This is a genomic window from Kitasatospora sp. NPDC001660 (genome assembly GCF_053596725.1).
In genome coordinates this window covers 102656-124873 of record NZ_JBSFGU010000011.1, presented here as the reverse complement: position 1 = coordinate 124873, position 22218 = coordinate 102656, and the positions used below count along the sequence as shown (strand labels likewise).

The window sequence follows — 22218 nt, the reverse complement described above, 5'->3', positions numbered from 1 at the left end:
GACGCGACGGGGACAGCGGCCGTCACACGCCGATGATCTCCACGGCCGAGCCCAGGCCCCGGAAGTCGGCCACGTTGCGGGTGTAGAGCGGCAGGCCGTGGGCGGAGGCGACGGCGGCGATCATCAGGTCGATCCGGCGCGGGCGGGGCTGGCGGCCTGCCGCGATGGTGAGGGTGACGAGGGTGCCGTAGCGGGCGGCGGCGGCCGCGTCGAACGGCAGCGGGTCGAAGTCGGCCATCGCGGCGCCGAGCACCTCCAGGCGGGCCGCCCGGCTGACCGGGTCACGGGCCATCGACACGCCCTGCTGGAGTTCGGCGAAGGTGATCGCGGTCAGCTCCGGCACGGTCGGCAGGTCGGCCGGGTTGAGCAGCGCGAGGTCGATGTAGACGCACGTGTCCAGGACCCCGGCGGGACGGCGCCGGGAGGCCCGTCGCCGCTCAGCCACGCCGGCGCTCGAACGGGTCGTCGCCCTCGTCCCCCACCAGCTCGTCGGGGCCGAAGTCCTCCTCGGCCTCCTTGCGCATCTGCTGGTAGTCCACGCGCGGCAGCTTCACGTGCCGTGCGACCAGCTCCTCCGCCGTGAGCCGCCGCCGGCTCGACACCGGCCGCAACTCGGCGACCTCGACCCCGTTCCTGGTGATGTGGAAGGTCTCGCCCGCCTCGACGGCGTCCATCACCGCGGCGGAGTTGTTCCGGAACTCCCGCTGGGTAATCGTCTTCACCCTTCCAAAGTAGCCCCGCGTAGCACGCCTGGCTACACCTCGGCCGCGCCTCTGCGCGCATCCGCCCGGGTATCTCGTGTACGCCGGAACCCGGGACGTCGTACGATCGTCGTCACTGTCCTGCGAGTCCGTCAGGCACCGAGCGAAGGGAGCGCACCGTGACCGTGATCGCGATGCTGCTCGGCCTGCTCCGGGTGCTGACCGGCGAGGTGCTGACCGAGGGCGGATCGCTCGCCTCGGTGGCGACCGTCGCCGCCGTGGTGCTGCTGGCCGGTGCCGTCGCCGGCACGCTGGCCGGGGCGCGGCTGCTGGGGGCGCGAGCTCCCGCCGCCGTCCGCAACGGGGTGCTGCGACGCCACGCGTTCCGCACGGCCTTCCTGTCCCGGCGCGATCCGGACGCCCGGGGCCGGCGACGCCCCAGGGCACCCGGCGCGGCCCCGGCGGCCGCGTAGCACCCGGGTACGTCCGGCTCGGTTCTCCAGGTCGGTCTTCCGGCTGGGTTCCCGGCTCGGTCTTCCGGCCGGGCCTTCCAGCCCGGTTCCCGTGTTTCCGCCGTTCTTCGCGGCCGCCCTCCGCCGATCACCCATGCCATGAGACCCCGGAGGGCTCGCTCCACCATGTCCGTTCTCGCCGTTCTCGACCCGGCCGTCGCCGTCGCCCACACCGTCGTCGCCGGGCTCGCCCACGTCGTCCCGACCGCGCTCGCGATCATCCTGTTCACCGCCGCCGTCCGCCTCGCCCTGCACCCGCTGGCGCGGGCCGCGGCGCGCGGGGAGAAGGCCCGCGCCCGGCTCGCGCCGAAGATCGCCGAGCTGAACCGCAAGCACAAGAACCGCCCGGAGAAGCTCCGCGAGGCGATGGCGGACCTGCACCAGAAGGAGCAGGTGTCGCCGGTGGCGGGCTGTCTGCCGGCGCTCGTGCAGATCCCGTTCTTCTCGGTGATGTACCGCCTGTTCACGACCTCCGACGACCTGCAGAGCCACACCCTGTTCGGCACCCCGCTCGGCCTGCACGTCGCGAACGCCCACGGCGCCGGGCAGCTGGCGGTGTTCGGCGTGCTGTACGCCGGGCTGGCGGCCGTCGCGTACGTGAACTTCCGCCGGGCCCGGCGCGCGGCGGCGGCGCAGCCGACCGCCCAGCCGGGGGCGGCGTTCCTGCCGTACCTCTCGTTCGGGACGGTCCTGTTCGCGGCACTGGTGCCGCTGGCGGCGGCGCTGTACCTGGTGACGTCGGGGGTGTGGACGACGGCCGAGCGGGCCCTGCTGCACCGGGGCGGCGCACCGGTGCCGGCCGTCGCGGTGGCGTGAGGCGCTGGTCCGTTCCCCGCGTGCCCAGTCGCCCGGGCGCGTGAAGTCCCACGCGTACACCACCTGCCGCGTCTCCGGGTCGCCGCCGGCGGCTCCCACCGGTTTCCCACCGGATCTCCATGATCCCGACGCCCGGGGTCCAACCGTCCGTGCGCGGGCCGGGTCCCGGCAGGTTCTACCCTGTGGTGGATCGTTCGATGATCGTTTCGGTACGGACGTCCGGCGGGTCCCCGCCGGACCGGTGGAGGGATTCGTCATGGTGGCTGCTCCGGCGCTTTCGGAGCTGCGCGAGGTGTGCCAGCCGCAGGCCAAGCTGCAGAGTCGCAACGGTGAGCACTGGGCGGGCCGGCTGTACATGCGCCGCCTCTCGTTGCGCACGACCCGGCAGCTGGTGCGGACCTCGGTGTCGCCGAACACCCTCACCTGGGTCATGGTGGTCTGCGGCGTCGGCGGCGGGGCGGCCCTGCTGATCCCCGGTGTGACGGGGGCCGTGCTGGCGGTGGTGCTGTTCCAGCTGTTCCTGCTGTTCGACTGCGTGGACGGCGAAGTGGCGCGCTGGAAGCGCCAGTTCAGCATGGCCGGGGTCTACGTCGACCGCCTCGGCGCCTACCTGGCGGATGCCGCGCTGATGATCGGCGCGGGCGCGCGGGCTGCCCGGGGCGGGTCGGAGCTGTGGGTGTCGGTCGGGCTGGCGGCGGCACTCGGCGTGGTGCTGCTGAAGGCCTCGACGGACCTGGTGGACGTCGCCCGCGCCCGCAGCGGCATGCCCCCGGCCGACGAGGAGTCGACCCAGCCGCGCTCCCAGGGCATCGCGACGGCCCGTCGGCTCGCGTCGGTGCTGAAGATCCACCGCGTGACGAACGGCATCGAGGCCTCGCTGGTCCTGCTCGCGGCGGCCGTCGCGGACACGGCGGCGGGCGGCCTCACGCCGACCCGGGCCGCGCTCGCGGGGATCGCGGTGATCACTTGGGGCATGGTGGTGGCGCACCTGGCGTCCATCCTGTCGTCGTCGCGCCTGCGCTGACGCCGCGCGGAACGGCTGGAGCCCGTCACCCGGGAGGGTGGCGGGCTCCTTCTCGTGCGGCACCTGCGATCAGGCCCGGCGCGGCACGCGGCGCAGCCAGAGGGCGCCGGCCCCGAGGGCCGTGAGGGCGAGGCCGCCGCTGGCAGTGTGGTCGGCGCCGGTGGAGGCGAGCTGGACGGACGTGGGCGCGGCGGGCTGCGCGGCATCGGCCGCGGGGGCCTGCGGGGCGGGGGCCTGCGGGGCGGGAGCGGTGGACGGGGCCGCCGCCGGGGCACGGCTCCTTATGCCTCACTGAGGAGGACGCGCTTCCCGGCGATCGGTTCGCAGGCGCTTCTGAAGAAATTTTCTCCGATCCCGGGGCCTCACCGGCTCCTCGATCGCCTCCGAGCGCCCGAACCGCCACCCGCACCCCTCCGGAACCGCCTCGACTACATATGACGCTAGACGGCATATATAGTCAGGCGACATCGGGGGCGGCCCCGCCCCACGCACACGGCCGCACCATCAGGGGAGGGGTTGGCACATGCAACTGACGTCCGCACCGGCCACCGAGGAAGGCCGGATCGTCGAGCGCGATCCGCACCGCACGGAGCATCGGGCAGGCCCGAGGCGCCGGCTCTGGATCTGGGCACTGCTCGCCGGGTACCTCGGCGAAGTCCTGTTCCGGCTCTACCTCGTGCGGGACTTCAGCTACCCGTCCGTCCACCCCGACGAGGAGTCGTACCTCGTCCTTGCCCGGGTCCTGGCCGGACACCCCACGACCGAGTTGCCCGTCGGCGTCGTCATCCCGGGCGGCTACCCGCTGCTCATCTCCCCCGCCCTGCGGATCGCCCACGACCCGTCCACCGCGTACCACCTCGTGATGGGCATCAACGCCCTGCTCAACGCGCTCGTCTTCCCGCTGGCCTGGGTCGGCCTGCGCCGCCTCGGCCTCGGCCGGCCGCAGGCGTACGCGTTCGCCGCAGCGACCGCGCTGCTGCCGCCGCTGGTCTTCTACTCGGAGTTCGCGCTGACGGACACCGTCATGCCGGTGCTCGTCCTGGCCTGGCTGCTCTGCCTGCACGGCTGGCTCGCGGACGGTCCGTCCCGCCGCCGCGCCCGGCACGCCGTCGGCGCGGGGCTGGCCGCCGCCTACGCGATGGCCACGCACGACCGCGGGGGCGTCGTCGTCGCCCTCACCGGCGTGGTGTTCGTCGCGGTCCTGCTGCTGCGCTGGGCGCCGTGGCGCTCGACGGTGGCGGGCCTCGGCGCGCTGGGGGCGGGCGTCCTGGGCGCCAAGCTGCTGAGCGCCTGGCTGCGCGCGCAGTTCACCGTGCCGGCCAGCGACGTCGGCGGCTTCCTGTGGAAGGGCCTGACCGACCCGCAGGCAGCCGGAAGGACTCTGGCCCGGACGGCCGGTCAGATCTGGTACGTCATCATCTCCACCTGGGGCGTCGCCGGACTGGCCATCGTGGTCTGCCTGTTCGCCGTCTTCGACAAGCGCGTCGCCCGGCCGTACCGGATCGCGGGCGGGGTGATGGTCGCCTTGCTGGTCGGCATCGCACTGGCGGCGGCGGCCGCGTTGCCGGACGACAAGCGGATCGACGACTGGGTGTACGCCCGCTACGCGGCGTGCCTCGTCCCGGCGACCTTCATGGTCGGCAGCGCCGCGCTGGCCCGGCTGCGGGGCCGCGCCCTGGGCCGGACGCTGGCCGGGGCGGTCGGGCTCACGGTGGCACTCGGCGGCGCGGTGGTCCTGTCGGCCGGCTCGCTGCTCAGGACGCAGGCCTTCATCGCCTGGGGCATGCCGGACGCCCTGTTCCTCGGCGCCGACTGGGGCGCGCTGCGCATCATGCGGACGACCGCCGTCGCGTTCGCCGTGCTCGGCCTCGTGGTGCTGCTGCGGGCGATCACCTCGCGCCGGACGGTCTGGCTCGGCGTCGCGCTGGCGCTGGTCGCCGGGTTCGCCACCGTCACCATCACCGATCAGATCAGCTACCCGCACTCGAACTGGCGCCGGAGCCTCGCCACTGGCTTCACCGAGCGGGCCGGACTCCACCCGGGCGACAGCGTCGTGTTCAGCTGGGACGGTGACTGGGGGATCCGCAGCACGCAGGCCTTCGAGGTCTACCAGGGCCGCGTCTGGTACCTGGACCCGCGCAACAGGCCGATCCCCGCGGCGGCGACAGCGGTCGTCACGCCTCCGGCCACCGAGGGTGCGGAGCCGGAGGCGGCGTGGCCGGGGCACCCTGCCGAGTGGTTCGTCGAGCGGGTCGACCGGCAGCAGGGGTGGATGGTCTGGCGCCGGCACTGAGCGCAGCGCCGTTCGCCTCCGGGGTCACGCACCTCCGGGGTCACGCACCTCCGGGGTCACGCGCCGCCGGGCTCTTCCAGGGGCTCGGCGGCGCTCTCGTACGCGGCGAGGACGGTGCCCAGCAAGCCCGGGAAGCGCCCCTCCAGGTCGACCGAACGCAGGGCGGTGAGGCGGCGGTTGGCCTCCTCGCGCTGGCGGATGAGGCCGGACTCGCGCAGCACCTTGAAGTGGTGGCTGAGTGTGGACGGCGCGACGTCCACCGGGAAGGTGCCGCAGGCGCGTTCCGGCTCGGCGGCGAGGGTGCGCACGATCGTCATCCGGGTGGGGTCGGAGAGCGCGTGCAGCACGTCGAGCAGGTCGATCTCCTCGACCGCCGGGTGCGCGAGCGCCGACCGGCGGCGGCTGGTGCTGCGGGGCACGGGCGGACCTCCAGGTTCGGTGTTCTTCCACGTCGACGTTCCATGTTCCACGCTCCATGTTCCATGTTCGACAAACATCGAAGAAGAGTGGTACTAATTTCGTCGTTCGTAGAACATCGTAGCTCCAGGGGGGCCCGACATGCGCGCACTGGTGATGACCGCACCCGGCGGGGCGGAGAACTCGCAGGTCAAGGACGTCGAGACGGCGAAGCCCGGCCCCGGACAGGTGGCCGTCGACGTCGCCTACGCCGGGCTCAACTTCGTCGACGTCATGGTGCGCCGCGGTGACGGCGGATACACCTCCGAGTGGCCCTACCTGCCGGGCAAGGAGGTGGCCGGGACGGTCCGGGCGCTCGGCGAAGGCGTCACCGGGCTCGCGGTCGGCGACCGGGTCGTGGCCGCACCGGCAGGCGGCGGGCTGGCGGAGGTCGCCGTCGCCGAGGCCGTGCTCACCGTGCCCGTACCGGACGGGGTCGCGCTGCGCGAGGCCGCGGCCGTGCCGCTGGGACTGGCCACGTCCGTACTGCTGCTCACCGACGCGGGGCGTCTCGCGGCCGGGGACACCGTGCTCGTGCACTCGGCGGGCGGCGGGATCGGCAGCGCCATCGCCCAGTTGGTGCCACTGCTGGGCGGGGGCAGGCTGCTCGGCACGGTGGGCCGGCCCGAGAAGGCCGCGGCGGCCGTCGCGGCCGGGTACGACGCGGCGTTCGCGCGCGACGAGGACCTGGTCGAGGCCGTCCGGGAGGCCACGGACGGGCAGGGCGTCGACCTGATCCTCGACCCGCTCGGCACCTCGGCCCTGCCGACCGACCTCGACCTCGCCGCCCCCGGCGGCCGGATCGTCCTCTTCGGCAACGCGGGCGGCGGCGCCGTCGACGCCCTGCCGCCACTCGGACGCCTCATGGCCGGCAACCTCACCATCACCGGCTTCAGCCACCGCGGCCTGGCCGCCACCGCCCCCGCGAAGCTGGCACGCGCGATCCGTCGCGCGGTGGACTTCCTGGCCGGAGGCCACCTCACCCTCCCCGTCAACGAACTGGCCGACCTCGCCGATGTCCCCGCCGCCCACGACGCCATGGAGGCGGGGCGGGCTCTGGGCAAGTACGTGGTGCGGGTGGCCGGCTGAGCAAGAAGTCGGCGGGGTCGACTTCCCACGCCCGGCCACCCGGCGGGACCACCGAGCGGGGCCACCGAGCGGGCCTGCGGATGAATGCCGCACGAGAAGTCGGAGCTGTCGACTTCCTGCACCGCCGCGCCGAACCCCCCGCGGCAGCCACCACGCAGCGACGCCGCGCAGGAAGTCAACCGCGTCGACTTCCTGCGCCCGGCCCTCCTCCCGCAAGCCCGCAGAAGCGTTTGTAGGTCTGCCCGTTGTGGCCGGCCTCGGCGGTGAGGGCGGCCACAGCCACCTCGGCGATGTCCTCGGCGTCGATGAACGGCGTCCGGCCGTCGCCGGCGGGGAGAACGAGGTTTCCGGCCTCGATGCCCGGCAGACATCGAAGAAGCCCCCTGCGAGGAACACGGATCGCACAGGAAGTCGGGGCGGCCGACTTTCTGTGTGGGTGAGGACTATCTTGGGCGCTTCGAGAGAGGGGGTGGGGTGGCGTGTTGCTCGAGTTCGTTCGGCGGGTGGATGGCCTTACTTATCGGTTCCTCCGTGATGGTGTCTTCCATGGCAGGCCCTCGTTCAAGCGGGTCGATCTGGATCTCTGGTGCCGCTGGTTCCCCGAGCGGGGATGGTGCACCGTCGACGCACACGGAACTGCCAACTCCTGGCCCCTGCTGGGGCGTACGGGCGGCGACGAGTCGTTCCCGCCCCTTGGCCCCTGGCGCAGTTGGAAGGCCTGCAAGTCCTACCTCTACGACCTCCGCCACGCCGACGACCGCGGCATCCGGTGATCGGAAACGGGAGGCCGAATTCGCGACTCTCGGAGCGCAGTTCGACGATCAGTTCGGTGATCTGGCGGGCGGCGAGGTGGCGGATCGCCGGGTCGGACGGGTGGATGGGGTGGAGGGCGTTCACGCGGCACCGTCCAGCTCGAACCAGACGGCCTTGCCGAGCTTCTGGGGGTCGACGCCCCAGCGGCGGGTGAGGCCGTCGACGAGTTGGAGGCCGCGGCCGGTCTCGGAGAGGAGAGAGGGGTCGATAGGTGGATTGCTGGACCCTTCCGGGGATCGCGATGGATGCTTGGGGCATGCCACCACGAACTACCCCATCGGCACGGCAGGAACGGTAGGTACCGAGCTGCGGAAGATGCGCGACTGCGCCGGCCGCACAACCGCCCAAGCTGCCGCGCTGTTCGGGTTCGCCAGGACGAAAATCACGCAGGTCGAGAAGGGGAACTACCCGATCAGCGCCGAGCGCGTACGCATGCTCGCCTCCGAGTACGAGGAGAGCGACGGGGCGTACGTGGAGGCACTTGCGGCCATGGCCGAGGAACGCCACCGAGGTTGGTGGGAGGAGTACCGGGGCTCTGTGCCGACTGGATTCCTCGACATCGCGGAGATGGAGTACTTCGCCGGAGGAATGCGCACGTACCAGGTGTCGCATGTGGCCGGAGCCATGCAGACGGAGGAGTACGGGAGAGCAATCTTCAAGGATCTCTACCCGCCACTCTCGCCGCGTCTGCTGGAGGCCCGTGTCGAGCACCGAATCCAGCGATCGACGTTGCTGATGAGCGAAGGAGCTCAGCCGTACTCGGCTCTGGTCCACGAGGCCGCACTGCGCATGCTGTTCGGCGGCCGAGACGCAGCCAAGCGCCAGCTGGACAGGATGCTTGAGTACTCGGAGCTTCCACACGTGACGCTGAGAGTAGTGAGCTTCAGCTCCAACGGATTCATGGGTGCCGGGCAAGGCATCATCTACGCGAAAGGGCTGGTGCCCCGGCTCGACACCGTCCAGCTCGACGCGGTTGGCGGCCCAGCCTTCCTGCATGAGCAGAAGCAGCTGGAGAATTACCGCCACATCATCGACACGATGACGGAGCGGTCCCTGACGGAGACACAGTCTCGCGATGTGATCAGGCTGATCAAGAAAGTGATCTGATGAAAGCACTTCACTGGAAGCGGCCAGAAGCATGCCCCGATGGAGCGAGCTGCCCCGAGATAGCCGTCTCTGAAGACACCGTCTATGTACGCAGCAGCCTCAAGCCCTCCGCCATCGCCCAACTCACCTCCTCCGAATGGCGGGATCTCGTCGCTGCGATCCGATCTGGGGAGTTCGACCTCTAACAACGGGGTAGCGAGCCCACCATGAACACGACCATGCGAAACGTGCTTGTGACCATCGCTACCGTCGCGGCCCTCGGGGCCGTCGCCGCCCCGGCGGCCTCCGCCGCTCCCGCCATCCACGCCCAGACCCGCAACCCCTCCACCGTCAAGGCCGCCGCCTACAACCAGGCCCGCAGCATCCTCGCCCAGGCCGGCAGCCAGACCGCCGCCAAGTCCCACCCCATCCACGGCAAGAACGACGTGCCCGTCTCCTACGGCACCTCTCTCCTCGCCTCCGCGCGGGACGAGTTCCGTGCGGCCGACAAGCACCTCCCCGCCAACCAGAAGAAGTCCGACATGTCGATCCCCCACTACAACGCCATCCACAGCGCCGCCAACACCATGGGCATCGACCGCTGGTAGCAACGCCGAAGGCCCGGGCGACCTTTTCGTCGCCCGGGCCCCACCGGCGGTACCCCTGTCACCGCCGGTGGAACACCTTCTTCGACCACACGAACCCCACCACCGTGAGCCCCGTGCACCACGCCAGCGCGCTCCACCCGCTGTTGCCGATCTCCGTCCCCATCAGCAGCCCCCGCAGGGTCTCGATGATCGGCGTGAACGGCTGGTACTCCGCGAACCACCTCAACGCCGTCGGCATCGAGTCCGGCGGGACGATCGCGCTGCCGATGAACGGCAGGAACGTCAGCGGCAGCGGCGTGTTGCTCGCGCTCTCCGGTGTCTTCGACACCAGTCCGATCCCCGCCGATATCCACGTCAGCGCCAGCGTGACGAACCCCAGCAGCCCCGCCGCCGCCAGCCACTCCGCCGGCCCCGCGTGCGGCCGGAACCCCATTGCGAGGGCCGTGCCGATCACCAGCACCAGCGCGACCATCGTCTGTACGACGCTCCCGACCACGTGCCCCGCGAGGAACGCCGACCGCGATATCGCCATCGTCCGGAAACGGTTGACGATCCCCTCGGTCATGTCGACGCAGACGCCCACCGCCGTGGCCACCGACCCCCCCGTCGCCGTCATCAGCACGATCCCCGGCGCCACGTAGTCGATGTAGCTCCCGCCCCCGATCCCCGCACCCAACGCCCCGCCGAACCCGTAGTTGAACAGCGCCAGGATCATCACCGGCATCAGCACGACCGAGAACGTCATCGCCGGGTACCGCAGCGCGTGCTTCAGGTTCCGCCGCAGCATCGTGAGCGAGTCGCTCACCACGTACGTCGCGCTCATCGCGCACCCTCCCCCGTCAGCGTCAGGAACACGTCGTCCAGGTCCGCCGTCTCCACGACCAGCGACTCCGCCCGCACGCTCGCGTTGTCGAGCGCGTCCAGCACGGCCTTCACCGTGAGCACCGAGTTGTCGCCCGGAATGTCGAGCCGCAACGCCTCGGCGTCCACCGTCGCGTACTCGAACAGCTCCGCCGCCGCTCCGAGTTGGCCGACGTCCGCGAACTGCACCCGGATCCGCCCGCCGGGCACGATCCGCTTGAGTTCCTCGGCCGTGCCCTCCGCGACGATCCGCCCGCCGTCCAACACCGCTATTCGGTCAGCGAGTTGATCCGCCTCCTCCAGGTACTGCGTGGTGAGGAAGATCGTCACCCCGTGGTCCACGACCAGCCCCCGGATGATCTCCCACATCGTCCGCCGGCTCCGCGGGTCAAGCCCCGTGGTCGGCTCGTCCAGGAAGATCACCCGTGGATCCCCGACCAGCGTCATCGCCAGATCCAGCTTCCGCCGCATCCCGCCCGAGAAGGTGGACACCGGCTTCCGCGCCGCCTCCGCGAGGTCGAACCGCCGCAGCAGCTCCTCCGCTCGCCTCCGCCCCTCCCGACGGCGGAGGTGATTGAGGTCGGCCATCAGCATCAGGTTCTCTTCGGCCGTCAGCAGGTTGTCCACCGCGGAGAACTGCCCGGTGACCCCGATCGCCGCCCGGACCCCGTCCGCCTCCCGGACCACGTCGTGCCCGGCCACCTGGGCCATCCCACCGTCCGCCGGGATCAGCGTCGACAGGATCTCCACCGTCGTCGTCTTCCCGGCCCCGTTCGGCCCCAGCAGGGCGAACACGCTTCCCGCCGCGATTTCCAGGTCGATGCCGTTCAGCACGACCTTCTCGCCGTACGCCTTGGTCAGCCCGACCGCCGAGATCGCCGCCATCACGACCGCCGGATGGTGATGTCGCCCATGTCGGTCTGGCCGTGGACCTCGACCGTCTCCCGGGCCTCGCCCGGGCCCTCCGTCGCGCCGAGCTCGTTGCGCAGCCGGCCGTACTTGCTGTGCACGTCGAGCCAGGCCGCCGTGCCCTCCGCGATGCCGACCTCCAGCTCCCCGAGGGCCGTCTGCAGCGATACCCGGCCGCGCTCCACCCGGCCGATCCGGATCGGGCCGTTCGCCGTCTTGGCGTCCACCCCGGCGTGCGCGGTGCCGATCTCGATCCGGCCGAAGGAGGCGTTGGCCTTGATCTCCCCGTGGACCTCGCGAACCTCCGTGTCACCGGTGCTGTTCTTGACCGTCAGCACGCCCGTGACCGTGCCGATCTCGATCCGGCCGAGCCCGGAGACCTCCGCGTCGCCGTCGGCCGACTCCAGCCGGACGTCCCCGTTGTCGGTCTTGAGGAACGCGTTCGCCGCGCTCTCCACCTGGATCCGGCCGAGCGAGGTCTTCAGCCGGCAGTCTCCGAGCGGGCCCTCGGTGACGAAGGTGGCCAGTGGGGCATCACCGTGGACCTCCGAGCCGGCCGGCAGCTCGATCAGGACGTCCACCGAGCCGACCCGGCCGAACACGTTGCGCTTGCGGGGACCCTTCAGGGTGAGCCGCCCGCCGGCGAAGTCGACCTTGGTCTGCTGCGCGGCCTTGACGTCCAGCTCGGTGGCGGCGTTGGAAGGCGTGACCTCGACGACGGCATCGGTGCGCTTGCTCGCGCTGACCCGCACGGAGGCGATGTCGAACTCGATGACGGCGGTGATCGGTCCGTTGGTCTCGTACGTAGGCATGGCTGTCCCGTCCTCTTGGCTTCGATGGGTGTTCCCGCTGGTCGGAGCGGGGGTGACGTTGGTGTTGCGGAAGCAGAAGCGTTACTGGACCCAACCGGTGAAACCCTGCCCGCCTCCGCGCCGGGGCTGGGGCCGGAAGGCCGGACGGGCGACCGGCCCACCGCCCTCCAGCGCACCCGCGACGACCCGGACCAGCCAGGCGTTGAGCGAGAGGCCCTCCTGCCCGGCGGCCTCCTCGGCCCTGGACTTGAGGTGGGCCGGGAGCCGGAGGTTGATCCGGGCGGTACCGCCCTCGTCCGCCTCCGACACGGGCGGCACCACTGGCGCCACGGGTGATGCCATCGGCGGCACCACCGGCTCCACCCGGTGCGGGAAGGCGTCGGTAGCGGGCGGCACGCTGACCACGAACTCGGGGTTCATCCCGCGCAGCCGCACATCCACCGAGCCCGGCGCGAGCTCGCGGGTGATCTCGCTGGTGGCGGCCGAGAGCGCGTTGAGCAAGGTGAGCCGCACGGCCGACTCCAGCGGCAGCGTCAGCCGCTCGGCCAGCGCGCGGGCTTCTTCCCCGCCCGTGCCCGCGGCCACCGCGAGCTCGTTCCGAAGGTTTTCGACGTACGGCGTGAGGTCCATGACTGAAAGCATGGCATGGATGTGGCGCCATGTCGAGCCATTTCTGGCGCCACTTTGGCACCATGCAATGCGCGATGCGGGCGCCACCCGCGAAACCGTGGCGCCACACAACGCGGAACCGCCCTGCCGGCCGAGGCCGACAGGGCGGTTCACCAGGGAGAACGTCGGGAAACGCCGGGCGCTAGCCCTGCTGCCACCCCGCCAGGTACGCGTCGATCTCGCCGACCAGCCGCGCCTTGCCGGCCCGGTCCAGGAACGACGCCTCCACCGCGTTGCGCGCCAGCCCGGCCACCCCGGCCTCGTCCAGGCCCAGCAGTCGCGCCGCCACCGCGTACTCGGTGTTCAGGTCGGTGCCGAACATCGGCGGGTCGTCGCTGTTGATCGTGACCAACAGCCCGGCGTCCACCATCCGCTTGACCGGGTGGTCCTCGATCCGCCCCACCGCGCGCGTCGCGATGTTGGAGGTCGGGCAGACCTCCAGCGGGATCCGGTGCTCGCCCAGGTGGTCGAGCAGCGCCGGGTCCTGGACGGACTGCGTGCCGTGGCCGATGCGCTCGGCGCCCAGGACCCGCAGCGCGTCCCAGACCGTCTCCGGCCCGGTGGTCTCACCGGCGTGCGGGACGGAGTGCAGGCCGGCCGCGCGCGCGCGGTCGAAGTAGGGCTTGAACTGCGGGCGCGGCACCCCGATCTCCGGGCCGCCGAGGCCGAAGCTGACCAGGCCCTCCGGGCCCAGCTCGGTGGCGAGCCGGGCGGTGACCTCGGCGGCCTCCAGGCCGGCCTCGCCGGGGACGTCGAAGCACCAGCGCAGCACGACGCCGAGCTCCTTCTCGGCGCGCAGCCGGGCATCCTCGATCGCCTCCATGAAGGCGACCTCCGGGATGCCCCGCTTGACCGAGGAGTACGGGGTGATGGTCAGCTCGGCGTACCGGATGTTCTGGCGCGCCATGTCCTCGGCGACGCCGTAGGTGAGCGCGCGGACGTCCTCGGCGTCGCGGACCAGGTCCACGACGCTCAGGTACACCTCGATGAAGTGCGCGAAGTCGGTGAAGGTGAAGTACTCGGCGAGCGCCGCCGGGTCGGTCGGCACCTTCGACTGCCCCGCGTGGCGGGCGGCCAGTTCGGCGACGACCCGCGGCGAGGCCGAGCCGACGTGGTGGACGTGCAGTTCCGCCTTGGGCATGCCGGCGATGAACGCCTCGATGCCCCCGGCTCCGGTGGGGTTTCCGATCCGACTTCCGTCCGGCTGGACCACGGTGGTTCCCTTCCTTCCTTCCGCGCTTCTACGCGCGTTCGCTGTGCCGCCCAGGATAGGCGGCCCGGCGCGGGGGCCGGGGTGGGCGGACGGCCCGGCACAGGCGGCGCGGCCGCGCGGCCGCGCGGCCGGGGTGAGCCGCGCGGCCGGGCGGCGAGGACGGGCTGCGAGGACGGGCTGCGAGGACGGGCCGGAGCGGCGTTCAGCCGCCCAGCGCGACCGCCACGGTGTGGATCAGCAGGCCCGCCATGGCGCCGACCACGGTGCCGTTGATCCGGATGAACTGCAGGTCGCGGCCGACGTTGGCCTCGATCTTGCGCGAGGCGTCATCGGCGTCCCAGCTCGCGACCGTCTCGGAGATCAGCGAGGTGATCTCGGTGCGGTAGGTGTCGACCAGGTACTGCGCGGCGTCCTGGAGCCAGCCGTCCACCTTGGCCTGGAGCTTGGGGTCGGTGGCCAGGCGTGCGCCGAAGCTCCGCACGCCGTCACGGATGCGCCGACGCAGTTCGCTGTCCTCGTCCTCGGCGGCGGTCAGCACCAGGGTGCGGACGGCCGCCCAGGTGGAGGCGATCAGGTCCTGCACCTCGGGCCGGGCGAGTATCTCGACCTTGGCCAGCTCGACCCGGGCGATGGTCTCCGGGTCGGTCTGCAGCTCGGTGGCGAAGTCGGCGAGGAACCTGTCGACGGCGCCGCGGGCCGGGTGGTTCGGGTCGTCCCGGATGTCGGTGACGAACCGCATCAGCTCCTTGTAGGCCCGCTCGCCGACCTGGTGGTCGATGAACTTCGGCGTCCAGCCCGGCGTCTTCTGGGAGACCCGCTGGACGACCTCCTCGTGGTTGGCCGTCAGCCAGCCGTGCGCCCGGACGGCCACCAGGTCGACCACGCCGTGGTGGCCGCCGTCCGCGACCACCTTGCCGAGCATCCGGCCCATCGGCTCGGCCACCGACGTGGCCACCGCCCGCCTGGTCACCGCCTCGCCGACGACCGCCTGCACGTCGTCGTCGCGCAGGACGGCGAGCACGCCGCGCAGCGCCGCCGACGCCTCCTTGGTGACCCGCTCGGCGCTGCCCGGCGCGGCCAGCCACTCCCCCAGCCGACGGGCGATGCCGAGCGCCACGAGCCGGCCGCGGACGACGTGGCCGGCGAGGAAGTTCTCCCCGACGAAGTCGCCCAGCGTGCGCCCGAAGGCGTCCTTCTTGGTCGGGATGATCGCGGTGTGCGGGATCGGCAGGCCGAACGGGCGGCGGAACAGCGCCGTCACCGCGAACCAGTCGGCCAGCGCGCCGACCATGCCCGCCTCGGCGGCGGCGGCCACGTACCCGGCCCAGGCGCCCGCGCCGGCCGCCTTGGCCCACGTGGAGAGGGCGAAGACCAGGGTCGCGAAGGCCAGCAGGCCGGTCGCGATGGTCTTCATCCGGCGGACGCCGCGTCTCTTCTGCTCGTCGGCCGCGGTGAACCGGACCCCAGGGCCGGTCCCGCTGAAGGCTTCGTCACTCACCCCGCCAGTCTGCCCGTTGGGCGGCGCGAACGGAGGGCGCGTCCCGAGAGAGCGCCCCATCTGCCTGGACTCACGCCCCGCCCAGCAACCTCACACCCCGCAACCTCACGCCCAGCAACCTCACACCCCGCAACCTCACGCCCAGCAACCTCACGCCCAGCACCATCACGCCTTGCCCAGCACGATCCGCCGCAGCCCGCGGCGCAGGTGCTCCGGGACGATGCCGCGCCACAGCTGCTGGGCGAGGTTGAGAGGCGGGGGCGCGGCTTCCTCCGCCACCTCGCGCAGGAAGAACAACTCGTCGGGCAGCCCGAGTCCGCCGTCCCGGAAGGCCGGGTAGCCGGCGTAGTGGCGGCGGCCCTCCACGACCACCGGCGGCTCGCCGTGCGCCGCCTCGTACCGGATCAGGTCGCGCAGTGCCTGCGGCCGTCCGGCGGCGGCGAGTTCGAGGCGCAGCCGGTCGGCGACGGGCAGCCGGTGGTAGACCGCGCGGGCGCCGAAGCCCTCGACCAGCCGGCCGACCTCGGCGCAGACGCGGTGCTGCACCTCGGCGTCGAGGAGCAGAAAGTCGTCCCGGAGCAGGCGCGGCACGTCCCACGTGAAGCTGCGGGCACGGATCGCGTCGAGCTCCTCCCCCGGTTCGGCGAGGTCGGCGGCGACGTGCTGGAGGGCGGCGATCCCGCGCAGCCGGTCCAGGACGCAGGCGCGCTCGGTGACATCGCCGAGGTCCTCGCGCAGCACGAGGAAGTGGCAGTCGTAGTCGTAGTCGTAGTCGGCGAGGACGAAGACGCGATCTGCCCGCGCGCAGGCCTCCGGGGCGAACGGCCGGCCGGAGAAGACCTCCGGCCCCTCGTCGCGGCACAGCCCGTGCCGTCGGGCGAGGTCCGGCCGGAACGGCTTGGTGTCGGACAGCGCCCAGACGAGCGCCGAGTCGCCGAAGCCGACGGACCCGGCGTCCGTGTGGAAGGTCCCCTGTGGCACCGGCCGGCCGTTCACCCCGGCCTGGTTGGGCACGACGGCGTCCGAGCCCCACGCGTCGGCCGCCGCCACCAGCCGCTCCAGCGCCTCGGCGCCGAGCCGGTCGTCCGCGCCGAGGAACAGCACGTACCGGCCGCGGGCCAGCGCCAGGGCGCGGCTGGTGGGGGCGTCCGGGCCGCGAGAGTCGGGCTGGTGCACCACCCGGAACAGGCCGGGGTGGCGGGCCGCGTAGTCGGCCAGGACGGCCGCGCCGCCGTCCGTGGAGCCGTCGTCCGTGGAGCCGTCGTCGACGACCACGACCTCGAACCGGCCCGGGGCGAGGGTCTGCGCGACCAGCGAGTCCAGGCAGGCGATGAGGTGGGGCATGGTGTTGCTGACCGCGACCACCACGGTCACGTCGGGTCCGGTCATCGCCTCGTGCTGCCCCTCGGGTGTGCGTTCCGCCCATCGACGCAGGCTCAACCCGCGCACCCGCCGGGGAGTCACGTGTGCTCCCCGGACGGGTGACGGCGGTCAACCGGATGCCCGTCCGGTCAGCCGGTCCGCGGGGCGGACGACCCGGTCGGCCAACCGCGCGCTCAGCCGATCGCGACCTCCGCGTACATCCGGGCGATCACGTCCTCGATCGCCGGCTCGCGCACCGACAGGTCCACCAGCGGGTACCGCGCGGCCACGGCCGCGACGATCGGCGCGGCGCTCTCTTGCGCCGGGAAGGCCAGCCACTGCCGCGGCCCCTCGACCTTCACCACCCGGGCGCCGGGCACCTCGATCTGCGGGCGGGCGTCGGCGAGGTCGACGACCAGCGTCCGCTCGCTCTCCCCCGCCTCGTGCAGGCCGGACAGCCCGCCGTCGTACACGACCCGGCCGTGGTCGATGACCATCACGCGGTCGCACAGCTGCTCGATGTCGGTCAGGTCGTGCGTGGTGAGCAGCACGGTCGTGCCGCGGTCGCGGTTCACCTCGCGGAGGAACTCGCGCACCCTGCTCTTGCTGACCACGTCGAGGCCGATGGTCGGCTCGTCCAGGTACAGCACCTGCGGGTCGTGCAGGAGCGCGGCCGCGAGGTCGCCGCGCATCCGCTGGCCGAGCGAGAGCTGGCGCACGGGGGTGTCCAACAACCCTTCGAGGTCGAGCAGTTCGACGCAGCGGCCGAGGTTCTCGCGATATCGCCGATCCGGGATCCGGTAGATCCGGCGGGCGAGTTCGAAGGAGTCGCGCAGCGGGAGGTCCCACCAGAGCGTCGTGCGCTGGCCGAAGACCACGCCGATCCGTCGCGCCAGCGCGACGCGTTCGCGGGCCGGGTCCACCCCGGCGACGCGCAGCCGCCCGCCGCTGGGGACGAGGATGCCGGTGAGCATCTTGATGGTGGTCGACTTGCCGGCGCCGTTCGGGCCGATGTAGCCGACGCACTCGCCGGCCTCGACGGTGAAGCTGAGCCCGTCCACCGCGCGCACCTCGCGCTTCTCGCGGCTGAACCGGCCGGTGCGGGCCCGGACGGTGAAGGTGCGGCGGACGTCTTCGAGTTCGATCAGTGCCATGGGAGGTTCCTCCGGGGGGAGACGGGTTCAGCTGCCGGTGCCGCGGTACGCCCGCAGCCCGGCGCGCCAGGCGAGGCCGGCGGCGGCGACGCAGAGCGCGGCAGCCACAGGGGAGGCGTACTGGAAGGCGGTGGGCAGGCCGAGCGGGTCGGGGCGGCCGAGGATGCGCAGCGTGGGCAGCCAGTTGACGAAGGCCAGCGGGACGCCGAAGACGACGCCGGCGACCAGCTCCTTCGCGAAGATCGTCGGCGGGTAGTGGAGCAGGGTGGCGCCGCCGTAGGTGACGGAGTTCTGGATCTCCTTGGCCTCGCCCCACCAGAACTGGACGGTCGCGGTGCCGATCCAGATCGCGCCGAAGATGACGCAGCCGCAGACCAGCAGGACGGGCACCAGGAGCACGCGGTCCCAGGTCCACGTCACGTCCAGCTCCGCCAGCGACCAGACCAGCACGGCGAGGGCCTGGACCGGGCGGCCGAGGCGGCGCAGCGAGAAACGCTCGGCGCACAGCTGGGCGAGGGCGGGCGCGGGCCGGATCAGCATGGTGTCCAGCGTCCCGTTGACGATCCGCTGGCCGAGGCCGTCGATCGAGCCGACCAGCAGGTTGGCCATGCCGAGCGAGAAGGTCGCGGTGGCGTAGAGGAAGGCCAGCTCGGGCAGGGTCCAGCCGCCGAGCTGGTTCGTGTGCCGGAACATCAGCACCAGGACGACGAAGTCGAGCGAGTGCGTGACCAGGCTCGCGCCGAGCGTCAGCGCGAACGACGCCCGGTAGGCCATCGTCGAGCGCATCCACATCGCGGCACACAGCCACCAGGAGCGGACCGCCCAGCCCGCGCGGACGGACAGCGGCTCGGTGAGGGTCTCAGCCACCCTGGACCACCACCCGGCGGGTCGCCAGCAGCTGGGCCGCGCGGCCGGCGGCGAGCAGCGCGACGGCCCAGGCGAGCTGGAAGCCGAGCGGACCGAGCAGGTCGGCGCCGGTGCGGCGCTCCAGGAAGACGTCGGTCGGTGCCTGGATCAGCGCCGCCCACGGCAGGACGTGCGCGAGCGCGCCGAGCGGGCCGGGGAAGAGCGCGATCGGCAGGAGCATCCCGGAGAAGAACATCGAGACGACGAGCATCACCGAGCGCACCCCCTCCGAGTCGTGCAGCCAGAAGCCGGTGATCGAGACGAGGAAGCGCAGCCCGAAGCTGACGACGACCGCGAGCAGCGTCGAGAGCAGGAAGACCGCCCAGGTCAGGGGGTGTTCGGGCAGCCGGGTCCGGAAGACCAGCGCGCCGACCAGCATCGGCACGGTGCCGCGGACCAGCAGTTGGAAGGCGGCCCGGCCGAGGTCGGTGGCCAGCCACCAGCCCTGGAAGTCGACCGGACGGTAGAGGTCGATGGCGATGTCCCCGCTGCGGAAGCGGTCCTGGACGTCGTCCTGGAAGCCGCCGCCCCACACGGCGACGGTGACCAGCAGGGACTGGCTCACCCAGATGTAGGTGACGGCTTGGCTCTGGTCGTAGCCGCCGAGGCCCGGGCGGGCCTGCCAGAGGGCGAGGAAGGAGGAGGCCAGGATGATGCCGAAGACGGTGTTGGTGAAGGTGCCGGCCAGAGTGGCGGCCCGGTAGGTGGAGTACCGGCGGAAGGCGCCGCGCGCGATGGCGGCGTAGAGACCGGGCGCATTCGGCATATTGTCTCCTTGTCGACAAATACAGGCACAGGGGTGCCTGCAGGCGTCCGCGCACGCCCCAGCGGCTCCGACCTGCCGGACCCGGGGGTACCGGGCCGATCGGGCGGAGCTGCCAGAACCGGGTGCGCTATGTGGTTTGCACCTTTCACCGTACCGCCGGGCCCCTACCCCCGCACCCGGTTTTCACAGGCCCACGTCGGACGCGGAAGAGACCGCCGTCGGCCCCCTCGCCCACCACGAGCACACGCGCCCCGGGGAAGACAGCCTCTGAGCACTAGTCAAATAGCACATAATCTCGGCATGACCGTGAGCACCCGACGCCAGGCCAAACGGGCCACGCGACGCCAGGCCCGCCGCGCCCTCCCGCTCTGGCGCCGACTCCTCCCCACCTGGCGAGTCCTCCTCGGCACCGTCGTCAGCCTGCTGCTGCTCGCCGTCGGCGCCTTCGCCGTGCTCTACGTCATCGTCCCGGTGCCCGACCCCAACGCCCACGCCGTCGCCCAGAACAACATCTACCTCTACTCCGACGGCACCACCGAGATCGCCCGCACCGGCGCCGTCAACCGCACCGACGTCGCCCTCGACAAGATCCCCCTCGACACCCAGCACGCCGTCGTCTCCGCCGAGGACCGCACCTTCTACCAGAACCGCGGCATCGACCTGAAGGGCATGCTCCGCGCCGGCTGGAACACCCTCACCGGCAAGGGCACGCAGGGCGGCTCCACCATCACCCAGCAGTACGTCAAGAACTACTACCTGACCCAGGACCAGACCATCGCCCGCAAGGGCCGCGAACTCTTCATCGCCCTCAAGGTCGACCAGCAGCGCGACAAGAACGAGATCCTCGCCGGCTACCTCAACAGCAGCTACTTCGGCCGCGGCGCCTACGGCATCCAGAGCGCCGCCCACGCCTACTACGGCGTCGACGTCTCCGAACTCACCCTCGCCCAGGGCGCCTACCTCGCCGCACTGCTCCAGGCCCCCAGCTCCTACGACGTCAAGACCGCCAAGCCCGCCAACCGCGACAAGGCCATCGCCCGCTGGAACTACGCCCTCGACGGCATGGTCCAGCTCGGCTTCCTCAGCGCCGCCGACCGCGCCGCCGAAACCTTCCCCGAGCCCATCGACCCCCAGCCCGCCACCGGCCTCTCCGGGCAGGCCGGCTACCTCGTCGGCGTCGCCGACGACTACCTCACCTCCGCCGGCACTATCGACGCCGCCACCCTCAAGGCCGGCGGCTGGCGCATCACCACCACCTTCGACAAACCCAAGCAGGACGCCTTCACCAAGGCCGTCCAGCAGGAACTCACCGACAACCTCGACCCCAAGACCCGGCCCACCACCGACACCGACGTCCGCGTCGCCGGCGCCTCCGTCGAACCCGCCACCGGCCGTGTCGTCGCCGTCTACGGCGGGCCCGACTACGCCAAGCAGCCCTACAACGACGCCCTGCGCCAGGACAACCAGATCGGCTCGACCTTCAAGCCCATCGACCTCGCCGCCGGCCTCATCGCCCAACACGCCATCGACGGCCACCCGATCACCCCCGACACCCGCTACGACGGCACCAGCGAACGCCCCGTCACCGGCGGCCCCACCCCGTACGCACCGCCCAACGAGGACGACATCGACTACGGCAACATCACGCTGCGCTACGCCATGGTGAAGTCCGTCAACTCCGTGTACGCGCAGGAGGGCGTGGACGCCGGACTCGCCCGCGTCCGGGACACCGCCGTCAAGCTCGGCATCCCCGACAACGTCCCCGGCATGGACCCGGCCAACACCTCGATGACCCTCGGCACCGCCACACCCAGCGCCCTCGACCTGGCCGGCGTCTACGCCACGTTCGCCAACCACGGCCAGGCGCACACCCCGTGGTCCGTGGTCAAGCTCGAACGCGTCAACACCGGCTCCGGCTCCGTCGACGTCCCCAAGATGCCCGACCACGCCGCCACCGACGCCCTCGACCGCCAGATCGCCGACACCGTCACCGACGTCCTGCGCGACGTCGTCAGCACCCGCGGCACCGGCGCCGCCGCCCTCGACCTCGGCCGCCCCGCCGCCGGCAAGACCGGCACCACGGACGCCAACCTCTCCGCGTGGTTCGCCGGCTACACCCCCCAACTCAGCACCACCGTCGGCCTGTTCCGCGAAAACCCGAAGACCCACGCCAAGGAGCCGCTGGCCGGCACCGCCGGCCTCACCCGGATCAACGGCGGCACCTTCCCCACCAAGATCTGGACCGCCTACATGACCGACGCCCTCGACGGCACCGAGGTCAAGCACTTCGACCTCCAGACCGGACGCGGCAACGGCGGCGGCCAGTACAACTGGCCCACCAACAACGCCTCCGCGAGCACCACGCCCAGCACGAGCAGCGCGCCCACCCCCGGCACCACGCACCCGAGCAACGCGCCCGCGCCCACCGCCACCGCCGCACCGGCCCGGCCCAGCGCCACCAGCGAGCCGACGCCCGCCCCCGTCGTCCCCAGCCCGCAGGCACCCGCCCCGAGCCCCACCCAGGACCAGCCGACCACCGCGCCCCGGCCCACCCAGACGCACCTGCCGAAACCGACACCCCCGCCGTCCACCACGGCGGCGGCCACGGGGGCGGCGACGCCACCGGCGGCGCAGTGACAGCAGGTAGGAGCGCGTGGTGATCGGCGCATG

At 72.1% G+C, this 22218-nt stretch carries 23 protein-coding genes; 9 read left to right on the top strand and 14 right to left on the bottom strand.

Translation table 11 applies throughout. The features are described 5' to 3' along the window. Window positions 1–22 precede the first annotated feature (22 nt). Together ACWCXH_RS15085 and ACWCXH_RS15080 are read right to left on the bottom strand one after the other, a co-directional pair. Window positions 23–445: a PIN domain-containing protein gene (locus ACWCXH_RS15085; protein WP_449801861.1), complete on the bottom strand. Its 423-nt coding sequence runs from the start codon at window positions 443–445 to the stop codon at window positions 23–25. Continuing rightward, window positions 438–722 carry a type II toxin-antitoxin system Phd/YefM family antitoxin gene (locus ACWCXH_RS15080; protein WP_449801860.1) on the bottom strand — a complete coding sequence of 95 codons (285 nt, stop codon included), beginning with the start codon at window positions 720–722 and terminating at the stop codon, window positions 438–440. Before ACWCXH_RS15080 ends, ACWCXH_RS15085 begins: the two co-directional genes overlap by 8 nt. A gap of 158 nt (window positions 723–880) precedes the next feature. Here ACWCXH_RS15080 and ACWCXH_RS15075 point away from each other — a divergent pair, with 158 nt between their 5' ends. The 4 genes from ACWCXH_RS15075 to ACWCXH_RS15060 all read left to right on the top strand — a co-directional run bounded on the left by ACWCXH_RS15075 (window position 881) and on the right by ACWCXH_RS15060 (window position 5346). Beyond that, entirely contained in the window at window positions 881–1174 is a 294-nt protein-coding gene (locus tag ACWCXH_RS15075) for a DUF6412 domain-containing protein (protein WP_449801859.1), read from the top strand. A gap of 165 nt (window positions 1175–1339) precedes the next feature. Then, window positions 1340–2029 (top strand): YidC/Oxa1 family membrane protein insertase, encoded by a 690-nt coding sequence (locus ACWCXH_RS15070; RefSeq protein ID WP_449801858.1) that lies wholly within the window; start codon window positions 1340–1342, stop codon window positions 2027–2029. Between the two features lie 256 nt (window positions 2030–2285). Then, window positions 2286–3053: a CDP-alcohol phosphatidyltransferase family protein gene (locus ACWCXH_RS15065; RefSeq protein ID WP_449801857.1), complete on the top strand. Its 768-nt coding sequence runs from the start codon at window positions 2286–2288 to the stop codon at window positions 3051–3053. Window positions 3054–3576: 523 nt separating this feature from the next. Then, window positions 3577–5346, top strand: a complete 1770-nt coding sequence (locus ACWCXH_RS15060) for a hypothetical protein (protein ID WP_449801856.1) — start codon at window positions 3577–3579, stop codon at window positions 5344–5346. A gap of 56 nt (window positions 5347–5402) precedes the next feature. Here ACWCXH_RS15060 and ACWCXH_RS15055 read toward each other — a convergent pair whose 3' ends face one another. After that, entirely contained in the window at window positions 5403–5765 is a 363-nt protein-coding gene (locus ACWCXH_RS15055) for an ArsR/SmtB family transcription factor (protein WP_449801855.1), read from the bottom strand. A 139-nt stretch (window positions 5766–5904) separates the two neighbouring features. Between ACWCXH_RS15055 and ACWCXH_RS15050 the strand changes: the two genes are divergently transcribed. Both ACWCXH_RS15050 and ACWCXH_RS15045 read left to right on the top strand, forming a co-directional pair. Next, window positions 5905–6891, top strand: coding sequence for a quinone oxidoreductase family protein (locus tag ACWCXH_RS15050; protein ID WP_449801854.1), 987 nt, complete (start codon window positions 5905–5907; stop codon window positions 6889–6891). 479 nt (window positions 6892–7370) lie between these two features. Continuing rightward, complete coding sequence (locus ACWCXH_RS15045; RefSeq protein ID WP_449801853.1) at window positions 7371–7664, top strand: hypothetical protein; 294 nt, start codon at window positions 7371–7373, stop codon at window positions 7662–7664. 120 nt (window positions 7665–7784) lie between these two features. Here the strand turns inward: ACWCXH_RS15045 and ACWCXH_RS15040 are convergent, their stop codons facing one another. Beyond that, a complete protein-coding gene (locus ACWCXH_RS15040) occupies window positions 7785–7967 on the bottom strand; it encodes an ATP-binding protein (protein WP_449801926.1) in 183 nt (60 codons plus the stop codon). On the opposite strand from ACWCXH_RS15040, the gene ACWCXH_RS15035 reads away from it, so the two are divergent. Both ACWCXH_RS15035 and ACWCXH_RS15030 read left to right on the top strand, forming a co-directional pair. Beyond that, the gene (locus tag ACWCXH_RS15035) at window positions 7921–8811 is read left to right on the top strand and encodes a helix-turn-helix domain-containing protein (RefSeq protein ID WP_449801921.1); all 891 of its coding nucleotides are present in this window, start codon (window positions 7921–7923) and stop codon (window positions 8809–8811) included. The genes ACWCXH_RS15040 and ACWCXH_RS15035 overlap by 47 nt on opposite strands. A gap of 218 nt (window positions 8812–9029) precedes the next feature. Beyond that, window positions 9030–9398 carry a hypothetical protein gene (locus tag ACWCXH_RS15030; protein WP_449801852.1) on the top strand — a complete coding sequence of 123 codons (369 nt, stop codon included), beginning with the start codon at window positions 9030–9032 and terminating at the stop codon, window positions 9396–9398. A gap of 58 nt (window positions 9399–9456) precedes the next feature. Here ACWCXH_RS15030 and ACWCXH_RS15025 read toward each other — a convergent pair whose 3' ends face one another. The 10 genes from ACWCXH_RS15025 to ACWCXH_RS14980 form a co-directional block, all read right to left on the bottom strand. Beyond that, complete coding sequence (locus ACWCXH_RS15025; RefSeq protein ID WP_449801851.1) at window positions 9457–10221, bottom strand: ABC transporter permease; 765 nt, start codon at window positions 10219–10221, stop codon at window positions 9457–9459. Further along, window positions 10218–11144, bottom strand: a complete 927-nt coding sequence (locus ACWCXH_RS15020; RefSeq protein WP_449801920.1) for an ATP-binding cassette domain-containing protein — start codon at window positions 11142–11144, stop codon at window positions 10218–10220. The genes ACWCXH_RS15025 and ACWCXH_RS15020 overlap by 4 nt, the downstream gene beginning before the upstream one ends. Next, window positions 11144–11980, bottom strand: coding sequence for a DUF4097 family beta strand repeat-containing protein (locus ACWCXH_RS15015; RefSeq protein ID WP_449801850.1), 837 nt, complete (start codon window positions 11978–11980; stop codon window positions 11144–11146). The genes ACWCXH_RS15020 and ACWCXH_RS15015 overlap by 1 nt, the downstream gene beginning before the upstream one ends. A gap of 81 nt (window positions 11981–12061) precedes the next feature. Next, window positions 12062–12610, bottom strand: a complete 549-nt coding sequence (locus ACWCXH_RS15010; protein ID WP_449801849.1) for a toxin-antitoxin system HicB family antitoxin — start codon at window positions 12608–12610, stop codon at window positions 12062–12064. A 181-nt stretch (window positions 12611–12791) separates the two neighbouring features. Beyond that, window positions 12792–13862 (bottom strand): adenosine deaminase, encoded by a 1071-nt coding sequence (locus ACWCXH_RS15005; protein WP_449801848.1) that lies wholly within the window; start codon window positions 13860–13862, stop codon window positions 12792–12794. Between the two features lie 202 nt (window positions 13863–14064). Then, a complete protein-coding gene (locus ACWCXH_RS15000) occupies window positions 14065–15420 on the bottom strand; it encodes a DUF445 domain-containing protein (protein ID WP_449801847.1) in 1356 nt (451 codons plus the stop codon). Window positions 15421–15525: 105 nt separating this feature from the next. After that, window positions 15526–16749 (bottom strand): glycosyltransferase family 2 protein, encoded by a 1224-nt coding sequence (locus ACWCXH_RS14995; RefSeq protein WP_449801846.1) that lies wholly within the window; start codon window positions 16747–16749, stop codon window positions 15526–15528. Between the two features lie 167 nt (window positions 16750–16916). Beyond that, complete coding sequence (locus ACWCXH_RS14990; protein ID WP_449801845.1) at window positions 16917–17876, bottom strand: ABC transporter ATP-binding protein; 960 nt, start codon at window positions 17874–17876, stop codon at window positions 16917–16919. A gap of 27 nt (window positions 17877–17903) precedes the next feature. After that, the gene (locus ACWCXH_RS14985) at window positions 17904–18743 is read right to left on the bottom strand and encodes an ABC transporter permease (RefSeq protein WP_449801844.1); all 840 of its coding nucleotides are present in this window, start codon (window positions 18741–18743) and stop codon (window positions 17904–17906) included. Beyond that, complete coding sequence (locus ACWCXH_RS14980; protein WP_449801843.1) at window positions 18736–19548, bottom strand: ABC transporter permease; 813 nt, start codon at window positions 19546–19548, stop codon at window positions 18736–18738. Before ACWCXH_RS14980 ends, ACWCXH_RS14985 begins: the two co-directional genes overlap by 8 nt. Before the next feature lie 300 nt (window positions 19549–19848). On the opposite strand from ACWCXH_RS14980, the gene ACWCXH_RS14975 reads away from it, so the two are divergent. After that, entirely contained in the window at window positions 19849–22185 is a 2337-nt protein-coding gene (locus ACWCXH_RS14975; protein WP_449801842.1) for a transglycosylase domain-containing protein, read from the top strand. The last annotated feature ends 33 nt before the right edge of the window (window positions 22186–22218 follow it).